This window comes from Dickeya sp. CFBP 2040 (assembly GCF_012273755.1).
Taxonomy (GTDB): Bacteria; Pseudomonadota; Gammaproteobacteria; order Enterobacterales; family Enterobacteriaceae; genus Dickeya; species Dickeya poaceiphila.
The window spans coordinates 341,002-353,501 of the sequence record NZ_JAAVXH010000087.1 but is presented as its reverse complement, the minus strand read 5'-3'; the positions used below and the strand labels follow the sequence as shown (position 1 = coordinate 353,501).

The window sequence follows — 12,500 nt, the reverse complement described above, 5'->3', positions numbered from 1 at the left end:
ATGTCGATTCAGGTGCTGCCGCCCCAGTTGGCGAACCAGATTGCTGCCGGTGAAGTGGTAGAGCGGCCTGCGTCGGTCGTTAAAGAACTGGTGGAAAACAGTCTGGATGCTGGCGCGACGCGAATCGATATTGAAATCGAACGCGGCGGTGCGAAGCTGATTCGCATTCGGGATAACGGCTGCGGTATTGATAAGTCGGATCTGGCGCTGGCGCTGGCTCGCCATGCCACTAGCAAAATAGCCACGCTTGACGATCTGGAAGCGATTGTCAGCCTGGGATTTCGCGGCGAAGCGCTGGCCAGTATCAGTTCCGTCTCCCGGCTGACGCTCACGTCCCGCACTGATGCGCAGACTGAGGCGTGGCAGGCTTATGCCGAAGGGCGTGAGATGGCAGTGACCGTCAAGCCGGCGGCACATCCGGTCGGCACGACACTGGAAGTGCTGGACTTGTTTTACAACACCCCAGCCAGACGCAAGTTTTTGCGTACCGAAAAAACCGAATTCATGCACATCGATGAAGTGGTGCGGCGTATTGCGCTGGCCCGTTTCGATGTGGCGATCACGTTACATCACAATGGCAAGTTGATCCGGCAATATCGCGCCGTGTCGGAGCCGGCGCAGCGTGAAAGGCGGCTTGGCAGCATCTGTGGCGCGGCGTTTTTGCAACATGCGCTGGCCGTTTCCTGGCAGCATGGCGATCTGAATATTCATGGTTGGGTGGCGGACCCCGCCGGGTCGCGCCAGTTGCCGGAAATGCAGTACTGCTATGTCAATCGGCGCATGATGCGTGACCGCCTGATCAATCATGCGATTCGTCAGGCGTATCAGGATCAATTGCGAGACGAACAGCAGCCCGCTTATGTGCTGTATCTGGACATCGATCCCCATCAGGTGGATGTCAATGTGCATCCGGCCAAGCATGAAGTCCGCTTTCATCAGGCCCGGCTGGTGCATGACTTTATCTATCAGGCGGTGATGACGGTATTGCAGCAGGCTGCATCACCGGGTTTGAGTGGTGCTGGTGATACGCAGGCGTCGGCAACGCCATGGCAGCCGGAAAACCGCATCGCTGCAGGTGAAAACCATTTTTCCCGGCCAGTCCAGCCAGCGCCGGAAACGTCGGGAATCGTAGCCCCGTCGAGTCACTCAGGGCGTCATGCTCGTGACCAGTCGTCTGCCCGAACGCAGACGACTGGTTATCAAAAGAAGCAAGGCGAGCTGTACCAGCAGTTGCTGCATACAGAATCCTCGCAGCCGCAACATGTCGCCCGTGAGGCTCCGCCAGTAAGGGATAAGGTTACGCCAGTAAAGGATGCGCCAGCGGTGCGGCCTGATGTAACGGAAAAAGCCGCGGTCTTCGATGCCCCTCCGCTGGAGAGTCATGTACTGAGCTTGGGACGTGTGCTGACGGTGTACCCACCTGATTATGCGTTGGTAGAGTATCGTCAGGGGTTGGCATTGTTGTCGTTGACGGTAGCTGAGCGTTTCCTTCGTCAGGCCCAATTGACGCCGCCGGAAACCGGCGAGGGATTGCGGCCTCAGCCTTTGTTGATTCCACAACGGCTGACGTTGAATGCATCTGAACTGGTGGTTATGCAGCAGCAACAATCATTGTTGGCCTACATGGGGATAGAGGTTGACGTTGCACCGCCGCGTGCCACGTTGCGGGCGGTACCTTTACCTTTGAGGCAACAAAATTTACAAAACTTGATTTCTGACCTGTTAGGCTATCTTGCTGATTATCAAGACGCAAAGCCTGATATGGTGGCGGGGTGGATAGCCGGACAGCTCGATAACGAGCGTGAAAGCTGGACACTGGCTCAGGCCGTACAGTTGCTGTCCGATGTAGAGCGTTTATGTCCTTTTCAGGTAAAAACGCCGCCGCCAGAATTGTTATATGTGATGGATATTGAATCTGCCATCAGGGCGTTGAAGCATGAATGAGTTTGAAACAGCGCAGCATCCGCCAGTCATTTTTCTTATGGGGCCGACGGCGTCTGGGAAAACCGCGCTGGCGATGGCATTGTGCGAGCACCTTCCTGTTGAGTTGATTAGCGTGGATTCGGCGCTGATTTATCGTGGTATGGATATCGGCACGGCAAAACCCAGTCAGGAAGAACTGGCGCGCGCCCCTCATCGCCTGCTTGATATCCGTGATCCGGCGCAGGCCTATTCCGCCGCAGATTTTCGGCGCGATGCGCTGCAGGCGATGGCGGAGATCACTGCTGCAGGGCGTATTCCGCTACTGGTGGGCGGCACTATGTTGTATTTCAAGGCATTGCTGGAAGGGTTGTCGCCGTTGCCGCCAGCGGATGCGCAGGTACGTCAGGAGATAGAAGAACGTGCCCGAACTGAGGGATGGGAGGCGTTACATCGTCAGTTGAGTATCATTGATCCGGTGGCGGCGGCTCGGATTCATCCAAATGATCCGCAGAGACTGTCGCGGGCACTGGAAGTTTTTTTCGTTTCAGGTAACACTTTAACTGAGTTGACAAAGACATCCGGTGAAGCGTTGCCCTATCGTGCTCATCAGTTTGCCATTGCTCCGGCGACCCGCGAATTGTTGCATGAGCGGATAGCGCTACGCTTTCGGCAGATGTTGGACGCAGGCTTTGAAGCAGAGGCGCGGGCGCTGTTTGCACGGGCGGATTTGCACCCTGCGTTGCCGTCAATTCGTTGTGTCGGATATCGCCAGATGTGGTCATATTTGTCGGGAGAAATAGATTACGATGAGATGGTGTATCGTGGTATCTGTGCCACCCGTCAACTGGCAAAGCGCCAGATTACCTGGTTACGAGGCTGGGAAGGGGTTCGCTGGCTTGACAGCGATCAGCCCAAAGAGGCGTTACGCGCAGTGATTCAGGTTGTTAGTGCATAGGTTAGTCGATTGTGTACAATTGCCTGTCGCTGCAATTAACTGATTCCCGGAAAAATTTTTATAACGTTATTTTAGAACCGCAGGGTTCTTTGTTACAAACAACAAGCAAATAAGGAAAATATAGAATGGCTAAGGGGCAATCTTTGCAAGATCCGTTCTTAAACGCTTTGCGTCGTGAACGTGTTCCGGTTTCGATTTATTTGGTTAATGGCATCAAACTGCAAGGCCAGATTGAGTCTTTCGATCAGTTTGTGATTTTGCTAAAAAACACGGTCAGTCAGATGGTGTACAAACACGCCATTTCAACGGTAGTACCATCTCGCCCGGTGTCGCATCACAGTAATAATCCTGGCTCAAATAACTACCATGCCAATAATCAGGCGGCACAGCAACAGCCGCAGCAGGAAAGTGATGACGCTGAATAACGCGTCCTTACCAGTTTACCACGGCGGGAAAGTCACTGATTTCAGCGGCTTTCATTGCCGTGGTCGCTTTTTTCTGAGAGGGTGCCCGGTTGTTTGACCGTTATGAAGCCGGTGAACAGGCCATACTAGTTCATATTTATTTTTCGCAAGAGAAAGATACTGAGGACCTGCTGGAGTTCGAATCCCTGGTGTCTTCAGCCGGAATAGACGCGTTGCAGGTAGTTACCGGCAGCCGTAAGGCACCGCATTCCAAATATTTTGTCGGCGAGGGCAAGGCGGAAGAGATCGCGCAGGCGGTCAAAGCGACCGGTGCCTTTGTCGTATTATTCAACCATGCATTGACACCGGCGCAGGAACGTAATCTGGAGCGATTGTGTGAATGCCGGGTGATTGACCGCACTGGGTTGATTCTGGATATCTTTGCTCAACGCGCCCGCACCCACGAGGGGAAACTGCAGGTTGAGCTGGCGCAATTGCGTCATCTGGCGACGCGTCTGGTGCGTGGCTGGACCCATCTTGAACGCCAGAAAGGCGGTATCGGTCTGCGTGGGCCGGGTGAAACCCAGTTGGAAACCGACCGACGCTTATTGCGCAACCGCATCAGCCAGATTTTGTCACGCCTTGAGCGGGTGGAGAAACAGCGAGAGCAAGGGCGTCGGGCGCGTACGCGTGCCGAAGTGCCGACCGTTTCGCTGGTGGGATACACCAACGCCGGCAAATCGACCTTGTTCAATCGTATGACATCAGCAGATGTTTATGCCGCTGACCAGCTTTTTGCCACGTTGGACCCGACATTGCGACGTATTGATGTCGATGATGTCGGCGACACTGTGCTGGCGGATACGGTCGGATTTATCCGTGATTTGCCGCACGATCTGGTGGCGGCGTTCAAGGCGACATTACAGGAAACCCGTGAAGCAACCCTGTTGCTGCATGTGGTCGATGCCTCTGATTCACGCGTGGATGAAAATATTGATGCGGTGAACGAGGTGTTAGCTGAAATTGACGCGGACGAGATTCCATTTTTGTTGGTCATGAACAAAATTGACCGGCTTGAGAATATGGTGCCGCGTATCGACCGTGATGAGGAAAACCGCCCGGTTAGGGTGTGGCTTTCTGCTCAGACCGGGGAAGGGATTCCATTATTATTTCAGGCGTTGACTGAACGGCTTTCCGGGGAAATTGCACATTATTCTCTGCATCTTCCTCCGGATGCCGGGCGTCTGCGAAGCCGTTTTTACCAATTGCAGGCTATAGAGAAAGAGTGGATTGAGGAAGACGGCAGCGTAGGGTTGGTGGTCAGAATGCCCATTATCGACTGGCGGCGCCTGTGTAAGCAGGAGCAGAAATTGCAGGATTATATTGTCTAATCGACACAGACAGTCTCGTAACTCTGGGACATTGACCCCGAAAAATACCTATCATAATGAATGGAGCTAAACATGGCGTGGAATCAGCCCGGTAATAACGGACAAGACCGCGACCCGTGGGGGAGCAGCAATAACAATAGCGGCAACTCTGGCGGAAACAATAAAGGTGGACGGGATCAGGGACCGCCTGACCTCGATGATATATTCCGTAAGTTGAGCAAAAAGCTCGGCGACTTGGGGGGTAAGTCATCTGGTTCTGGCACGGGGTCTCAGGGCGGCAATGGGAATACCAGCCGTATTCTGGGTCTGGTCGTGGCGGCAGTCGTAGTGGTGTGGGGCGTGAGTGGTTTTTACACCATCAAAGAAGCCGAGCGTGGCGTGGTTACCCGTTTTGGTAAATTTAGCCATTTGGTTGGTCCGGGTTTGAACTGGAAGCCGACCTTTGTTGATTCGGTACGCGCTGTAAATATTGAATCTGTCCGTGAGCTGGCGACGTCCGGCGTTATGCTGACCTCTGACGAAAATGTGGTACGGGTGGAAATGAACGTCCAGTACCGCGTCACCCAACCGGATAAGTACCTGTTTAGCGTCACCAATGCCGATGATAGCCTGCGTCAGGCTACCGACAGCGCGTTGCGTGGGGTAATCGGCAAGTACACCATGGACAAAATCCTGACGGAAGGGCGCACTATCGTGCGTACGGATACCCAGCGCGTGCTGGAGGAAACTGTACGCCCGTACGATATGGGCATTACTTTGCTGGATGTGAACTTCCAGACTGCTCGTCCACCTGAGGAAGTCAAAGCCGCGTTTGACGATGCGATTGCCGCCCGCGAAAACGAGCAGCAATACATTCGTGAGGCGGAAGCCTACGCTAATGAAGTCCAGCCGCGCGCTAATGGTCAGGCGCAGCGAATTCTGGAAGAATCCCGCGCTTATAAAGACCGTACGGTGCTGGAAGCGCAGGGTGAAGTTTCCCGTTTCTCTCGTCTGTTGCCGGAGTATAAGGCTGCGCCGGAAATTACCCGTGAACGTCTTTATATTGAGATGATGGAGCGTGTGCTGAGCCATACCAACAAGGTATTGGTGAGTGACAAGAGCAACAACCTGATGGTTCTACCGCTTGATCAACTGATGCGTGGCCAGTTAGGTGTTTCAAATAATGCGCCGATGAACGGCAATGCTGTGAATCCAGCGCCGTTGCGTCTGCCATCAACCTCATCGGGCAGTAATGGTGTCGGCTATGCACCACGCTCTTCTGGTAACAACGGCACTATTATGGATCAGCGCCGCGCCAACGCGCAGCGTGATGAGATCATTCGCGTAGGGAGAGAATAATAATGCGTAAGTCAGTCCTCTTTATTCTTGTCCTGTTACTGCTGGTGGTCTATGCCTCGCTGTTCGTGGTGCAGGAAGGTCAGCGTGGTATTGTCATGCGTTTTGGTAAAGTGTTGCGTGACAATGAAAACAAGCCGCTGGTGTATCTGCCCGGCCTGCATGTGAAGATCCCTTTTCTGGAATCGGTAAAAATGCTGGATGCCCGCATCCAGACCATGGAAAACCAGGCTGATCGCTTTATTACCAAAGAACAGAAAGACCTGATTGTCGATTCCTATATCAAATGGCGCATCAGCGATTTTAGCCGTTACTACCTGGCTACCGGCGGTGGTGATGTGTCTCAGGCGGAAGTGTTGCTGAAACGTAAGTTTAGCGACCGTCTGCGTTCCGAGATTGGTCGGCTGGATGTAAAAGGTATTGTGACCGATTCTCGTGGTCAGTTGATGTCTGATGTGCGTGAAGCGCTGAATGCCGGTACCGGTGAAACCACGGAAGCGGACAACGCGATTGCTTCAGCGGCAGCGCGGGTAGAACGTGAAACCAGCGGTGAGATGCCGCGGGTGAATCCCAACAGTATGGCAGCGCTTGGGATAGAAGTGATCGATGTACGTATCAAGCAGATCAACCTGCCTGCTGAGGTATCGGATGCTATCTACCAACGTATGCGTGCTGAACGTGAAGCCGTAGCTCGCCGTCATCGTTCTCAGGGACAAGAGCAGGCTGAGAAGATTAAAGCGGCGGCTGACTATGAAGTGACCCGCACGCTGGCAGAAGCCGAGCGTCAGGGGCGTATTATGCGTGGCGAAGGGGATGCTGAAGCGGCTAAGTTGTTTGCCGCTGCATTTAGTCAGGATCCCGCTTTCTATAGCTTTATTCGTAGCCTGCGAGCTTATGAGCACAGTTTTAGCACGAATCAGGATGTTCTGGTGCTTAGCCCCGATAGTGATTTCTTCCGTTATATGAAATCGCCTGATAAGAGCCTCTCTGCTCGCTAAGGTTGTTACTACTACTTTATCAAGCCCGTGTTTACGGGCTTTTTTCTGTCTGGAGTGTTTATGGATGTGAACATCTGGCTTTCACTGGGGTTAGTGTTGATTATGGAAGGTTTGGGGCCTTTGTTGTTTCCACGTATCTGGCGGCGGATGATCCTGACCATGTTGCAGCTACCCGATAATATTTTGCGTCGGTTTGGCGGTGGTATTGTGGTTGCAGGGTGCGTGATCTACTACATGTTGCGTAGCCGAACAGGCGGCTGAAATTTCCGCTAAAAATGTGCGCAAACGTGTGCTAAAAGTACTGAAAGCCGAAAGATGAGATGCTAGAATCCATTTTTAACCAATCTGGTGATTCTTGAGATGGGTAAGAACGTTGTCGTACTGGGCACCCAATGGGGTGACGAAGGTAAAGGCAAGGTCGTAGACCTGCTGACTGAACGGGCCAAGTATGTTGTGCGCTACCAGGGTGGTCACAATGCTGGTCACACGCTGGTTATCAACGGTGAAAAAACCGTTCTTCATTTAATTCCCTCCGGTATTCTGCGCGAGAATGTCATTAGCATCATCGGTAACGGTGTTGTGTTGGCGCCGGATGCGCTTCTGAAGGAAATGACCGCACTTGAGGCGCGTGGCGTGCCGGTACGTGAGCGTATGTTGCTTTCCGAAGCCTGCCCACTGATTCTGCCGTACCATGTGGCGCTGGATAATGCCCGCGAAAAAGCACGTGGCGCGAAAGCTATCGGGACGACTGGCCGTGGTATCGGTCCGGCATATGAAGACAAGGTGGCGCGCCGTGGTTTGCGCGTTGGCGATCTGTTTGATCGGGAAAGCTTTGCCATCAAGCTGAAAGAAATCATGGAATACCATAATTTCCAGCTGGTGCATTACTACAAAGCGGACCCGGTGGATTACCAGAAAACATTGAACGACGTGCTGGCGGTAGCTGACATCCTGACCGGGATGGTAGTGGATGTGTCAGATTTGTTGTACAAGGCGCATCAACGTGGCGATTTTGTCATGTTTGAAGGGGCGCAGGGAACGTTGCTGGACATCGACCACGGCACTTACCCGTACGTGACCTCTTCTAATACCACCGCGGGTGGTGTAGCGACCGGTTCCGGTTTAGGGCCGCGTTACGTCGATTATGTGCTGGGCATCGTCAAAGCCTATTCCACTCGTGTGGGTGCCGGTCCGTTTCCGACCGAGCTGTTCGACGATGTTGGTGAACATCTGTCGCAGAAAGGCAACGAGTTCGGTGCGACCACGGGGCGCCGTCGCCGTACCGGCTGGTTGGATGCGGTTGCTGTGCGCCGTGCGGTACAGATCAACTCTCTGTCTGGTTTCTGCCTGACCAAACTGGATGTTCTGGACGGCCTGAGCGAGGTGAAAATCTGCGTTGGCTACCGTATGCCGGATGGCAGCAACGTGGATGTGACCCCGCTGGCCGCCGATAGCTGGGAAGGGATCGAACCGATTTATGAATCCTTGCCGGGCTGGTCTGAAAGTACCTTTGGCGTGAAAGAGTACAGCAAATTGCCGCAGGCTGCGCTGAACTACATTAAACGCATCGAAGAAGTGACCGGTGTGCCGGTGGATATCATTTCCACAGGTCCGGACCGTGAAGAAACCATGATTTTGCGTGATCCTTTCGACGCCTAATCACAAGTGGTGATCGTGACTGCATAAAAAAGGACGGGCTGGCCCGTCCTTTTTGCTATCTGCTTGCCGGCAAGTCTGTTGCCGGTGACCTACGTCGCTTGTGATAACCCGTCACTCTTGGTTGGCTTGTGCCTTGGCGCTTAATGCATCCAGCAGTTTGTTGTGGATATTACCGAAGCCGCCGTTGCTCATCACCAGAATATGATCGCCGGGTTGAACGGTTTTGCTGATCATCTCCACCAGCGTGTCGATATCTGCGCTCCACCAGGCTGGCTGAACACAGGCATCAGCGACTTCAGCCACCTGCCAGGGAATATGCTGAGGTTGGAATAGGAAGACCTCGTCAGCGCGCCCAAGCGCTGGTGCTAACTCGTTTTTGCAATGACCCATTTTCATGGTGTTGGAGCGAGGCTCCAGCACGGCGAGAATCCTTGCGGTGCCGCCCACTTTGCTACGTAGGGCGGCCAGTGTAGCGAGAATGGCGGTCGGGTGATGGGCAAAATCATCGTAAACCGATACGCCATACGCGGTGCCGCGTAGTTCCAGCCGACGGCGGGCGTTAATAAATCCGCCGAGTGCGCGACAGGCTTCTGCCGGCGTAATGCCGACATGGCGTGCCGCCGCGATGGCCATCAGGCCGTTATGCATGTTGTGTTCGCCCACCAGATTCCAGGTGACTTCTCCCGCCAACTGGTCATTGAGATACACCTGAAATACGCTGGCGTCGGTGGTGATTTTTTTCGCCTTCCAAATGCCTTCTTCCCCCACCAGTTCCTGTTCGCTCCAACATCCCATGCTCATCACCTGTTTCAGATGCAGGTCGTGAGATGGAACGATGATGCGACCTTTGCCCGGCACCAAACGCACCAGATGGTGGAATTGTTTTTGGATAGCTTTGAGGTCGTCAAAGATATCGGCATGGTCAAATTCCAGATTATTCAGAATGAGCGTACGCGGGCTGTAGTGAACGAATTTGGAGCGTTTATCAAAGAAGGCGCAGTCGTATTCGTCTGCTTCCACTACGAAGAACGGGCTGTCTCCCATACGGGCAGAGACATTGAAGTTGCCCGGCACGCCGCCAATCACGAATCCAGGCTGGTAGCCGCAATCTTCCAGAATCCAGGTTACCATGCCGGCGGTGGTGGTTTTGCCATGGGTGCCGGCGACGGCGATAACCCAGCGCTCGCGTAGCACATGATCATGAAGCCATTGCGGACCGGACATATACGGGATATTTTGTTCCAGTACCGCCTCAACGCAGGGATTGCCGCGGGTCATAGCATTGCCAATGATGACCAGATCAGGCGCGGGATCTAACTGTGCGGGATCGTAGCCTTGGATCAGGGTGATCCCTTGTTCTTCCAGTAAGGTACTCATTGGCGGATAGACGTTAGCATCCGAACCGGTTACCTGATGTCCTTGTGTTCGGGCCAGCAGCGCCAGTCCTCCCATGAAGGTGCCACAGATTCCTAAAATATGAATACGCATACGTTTTCCATCTATATTCAGAGAGTCTGCCGTCCATTCTAACGCTTGGAATACGTCATAAGAAATGGATTTGCTAGGTACTCGCTTTCTCTTTGGGCTACACTGCAGACGCAAACGCTGGCGGTACAAAAATAAAACCGCTTTTCATTCGTAGATTCTGGAATAGTGTTATGAAAACGTTAGGCGAATTTATCGTCGAAAAACAGCACGATTTCTCTCATGCCACTGGTGAACTGACCGCATTGCTGTCGGCTATTAAACTGGGTGCGAAGATTATCCACCGTGATATCAACAAGGCTGGTTTGGTGGATATTCTGGGGACCAGCGGCGTTTCCAATGTTCAGGGCGAAACGCAGATGAAACTCGATCTGTACGCCAATGAAAAGCTGAAAGCGGCGCTGAAAGCACGCGGCGAGGTGGCCGGGATCGCTTCCGAAGAAGAAGACGAGATCGTTATCTTCGACGGTGAGCGCGCCGAAAACGCCAAATACGTGGTATTGATGGACCCGCTGGACGGTTCTTCCAATATTGACGTCAATGTCTCTGTCGGAACCATTTTTTCTATTTACCGCCGTATTACCCCGCTGGGTATGCCGGTGCGTGAAGAGGATTTCCTCCAGCCAGGCCACAAGCAGGTCGCTGCGGGTTATATCGTTTATGGCTCTTCCACCATGTTGGTGTACACCACCGGTCATGGCGTACATGCCTTTACTTATGATCCTTCGCTTGGGGTGTTCTGCCTGTCTCACGAACGCGTGCGTTTCCCGGAGAAAGGCAACATGTACTCCATCAATGAAGGGAACTACATTAAATTCCCGCTGGGCGTGAAGAAGTACCTCAAATACTGTCAGGAACAGGATGAGGCGACGCAACGCCCATACACCACCCGTTACATCGGTTCGCTGGTGGCGGATTTTCACCGCAACCTGTTGAAGGGCGGCATTTATCTCTATCCGAGTACGGCCAGCTATCCAGAAGGGAAACTGCGTTTGCTGTACGAATGCAATCCGATGGCGTTTCTGGCGGAGCAGGCGGGCGGTAAAGCCAGCGACGGCAAAAACCGCATTCTGGACCTCGTACCGCAGAAATTGCATCAACGTGCGCCGTTCTTTGTCGGTAATACCTCGATGGTAGAAGATCTGGAAGGATTCCTGCGCGACTACCCGGACGCGTAACGCACGTCTGCCATCATATTCAGGCCCGCTTATGCGGGCCTGAGTCGTTTATGGTATCGGTAGTCAATACGCCGGATTTATTCGGGCCGGGCTAGCTGCTGTTCGAACCAACTTTCCAGGATAATGACGGCGGAAGCGGCGTCTACGCTCCCTTTGTCGAGTGCCCGGAACCCGCCGCGTTCAAACAGGTCCGCGCGTGCCTCCACGGTGCTGAGTCGCTCGTCGTGCAACTCAACGTTGACGCCGAAGCGGCCATGCAAACGCTGAGAGAATTTGCGTGCGCGTGTGGTTAGCGGTTGCTCGGTGCCGTCCATGTTGAGCGGCAGGCCAACGATAACCAGTGCGGGCTGCCACTCCTTGAGCAGTTTTTCCACTTTCTGCCAGTCAGGTACGCCGTCCTGCGCTTTTAGCGACGTCAGTGGGCGGGCGGTGCCGGTGATCTCCTGACCGATAGCGACGCCAATGCTGCGGGTGCCGAAGTCGAAAGCCAGTAAAGTCCGATTTCCCATCAGGCGTGCCCTGCTTCGGCGGCGATATTATGAATATCTACGCCCAGTTTTTTGGCGGCGGCGCGCCAGCGTTCGGCAATCGGCGTGTGGAACAACAAATTATGGTCCGCCTGTACCGTCAGCCAGGTATTTTCCAGCAGTTCGTTTTCCAACTGACCACTTTCCCACGCAGAATAGCCCAACGCGACCAGCGTATTACGTGGTTGGTCCGGCGTTCCCAACGTTTCCAGCACATCTTTTGACGTGGTTATCATGGTTTCATCGGAGATACTGATGCTGGACGCGAAGCCAGAGCACGGCGTATGCAGGATAAAACCACGATCATCGGCCAGCGGACCACCGGAAAAGACCGGTTTATCAAGGCGAATCGCCGTATCCCGCGGGTTAGGCGTGATTTTCAGTTTCTTGAGAATATTTTCTACAGTGAACTGCTCCATGGGTTTGTTGATGATAAGGCCCATCGCGCCGTCTTCATTGTGTTCGCAGATGTAAATCACTGTCCGCCTGAACACGGAGTCCTGCAGAGAGGGCATCGCAATCAGAAAATGGTGCTGTAAATTCATCGTCTTTATTATCGCTTCTCTGTCGGATTGAATATTTCCGGTTCACTGGAGGGCCGTGAACCGGGCAGGGCTATATCAGCGACCAGGATAGTCCATATTT

General features: G+C 53.6%; 12 protein-coding genes. 9 read left to right on the top strand and 3 right to left on the bottom strand.

The features are described 5' to 3' along the window. The 8 genes from mutL (at position 1) to Dpoa2040_RS13225 (ending at position 8,665) form a co-directional block, all read left to right on the top strand. Positions 1-1,944, top strand: a complete 1,944-nt coding sequence (gene mutL / locus Dpoa2040_RS13260; protein ID WP_168641544.1) for a DNA mismatch repair endonuclease MutL — start codon at positions 1-3, stop codon at positions 1,942-1,944. Next, a complete protein-coding gene (gene miaA, locus Dpoa2040_RS13255; protein WP_168641542.1) occupies positions 1,937-2,878 on the top strand; it encodes a tRNA (adenosine(37)-N6)-dimethylallyltransferase MiaA in 942 nt (313 codons plus the stop codon). Before mutL ends, miaA begins: the two co-directional genes overlap by 8 nt. A gap of 125 nt (positions 2,879-3,003) precedes the next feature. Next, complete coding sequence (hfq, locus tag Dpoa2040_RS13250) at positions 3,004-3,303, top strand: RNA chaperone Hfq (protein ID WP_012886271.1); 300 nt, start codon at positions 3,004-3,006, stop codon at positions 3,301-3,303. Positions 3,304-3,392: 89 nt separating this feature from the next. Next, the gene (gene hflX, locus Dpoa2040_RS13245; RefSeq protein WP_168641540.1) at positions 3,393-4,673 is read left to right on the top strand and encodes a ribosome rescue GTPase HflX; all 1,281 of its coding nucleotides are present in this window, start codon (positions 3,393-3,395) and stop codon (positions 4,671-4,673) included. Between the two features lie 72 nt (positions 4,674-4,745). Next, on the top strand, positions 4,746-6,011 hold the full coding sequence (gene hflK, locus Dpoa2040_RS13240; RefSeq protein WP_168641539.1) for an FtsH protease activity modulator HflK: 1,266 nt from the start codon (positions 4,746-4,748) through the stop codon (positions 6,009-6,011). A gap of 2 nt (positions 6,012-6,013) precedes the next feature. Beyond that, entirely contained in the window at positions 6,014-7,006 is a 993-nt protein-coding gene (hflC, locus tag Dpoa2040_RS13235) for a protease modulator HflC (protein ID WP_042872959.1), read from the top strand. Positions 7,007-7,066: 60 nt separating this feature from the next. Further along, positions 7,067-7,267, top strand: coding sequence for a DUF2065 domain-containing protein (locus tag Dpoa2040_RS13230; RefSeq protein ID WP_042872957.1), 201 nt, complete (start codon positions 7,067-7,069; stop codon positions 7,265-7,267). Between the two features lie 99 nt (positions 7,268-7,366). Continuing rightward, positions 7,367-8,665 carry an adenylosuccinate synthase gene (locus tag Dpoa2040_RS13225; RefSeq protein ID WP_042872953.1) on the top strand — a complete coding sequence of 433 codons (1,299 nt, stop codon included), beginning with the start codon at positions 7,367-7,369 and terminating at the stop codon, positions 8,663-8,665. Between the two features lie 111 nt (positions 8,666-8,776). Here the strand turns inward: Dpoa2040_RS13225 and mpl are convergent, their stop codons facing one another. Continuing rightward, the gene (gene mpl / locus Dpoa2040_RS13220; protein WP_042872951.1) at positions 8,777-10,153 is read right to left on the bottom strand and encodes a UDP-N-acetylmuramate:L-alanyl-gamma-D-glutamyl-meso-diaminopimelate ligase; all 1,377 of its coding nucleotides are present in this window, start codon (positions 10,151-10,153) and stop codon (positions 8,777-8,779) included. Between the two features lie 170 nt (positions 10,154-10,323). Here mpl and fbp point away from each other — a divergent pair, with 170 nt between their 5' ends. Beyond that, positions 10,324-11,328: a class 1 fructose-bisphosphatase gene (fbp, locus tag Dpoa2040_RS13215; protein ID WP_042872949.1), complete on the top strand. Its 1,005-nt coding sequence runs from the start codon at positions 10,324-10,326 to the stop codon at positions 11,326-11,328. 77 nt (positions 11,329-11,405) lie between these two features. Here fbp and ruvX read toward each other — a convergent pair whose 3' ends face one another. Continuing rightward, on the bottom strand, positions 11,406-11,837 hold the full coding sequence (gene ruvX / locus Dpoa2040_RS13210) for a Holliday junction resolvase RuvX (RefSeq protein ID WP_042872947.1): 432 nt from the start codon (positions 11,835-11,837) through the stop codon (positions 11,406-11,408). Then, complete coding sequence (locus Dpoa2040_RS13205) at positions 11,837-12,400, bottom strand: YqgE/AlgH family protein (protein WP_168641537.1); 564 nt, start codon at positions 12,398-12,400, stop codon at positions 11,837-11,839. Before Dpoa2040_RS13205 ends, ruvX begins: the two co-directional genes overlap by 1 nt. Positions 12,401-12,500: the final 100 nt, after the last annotated feature.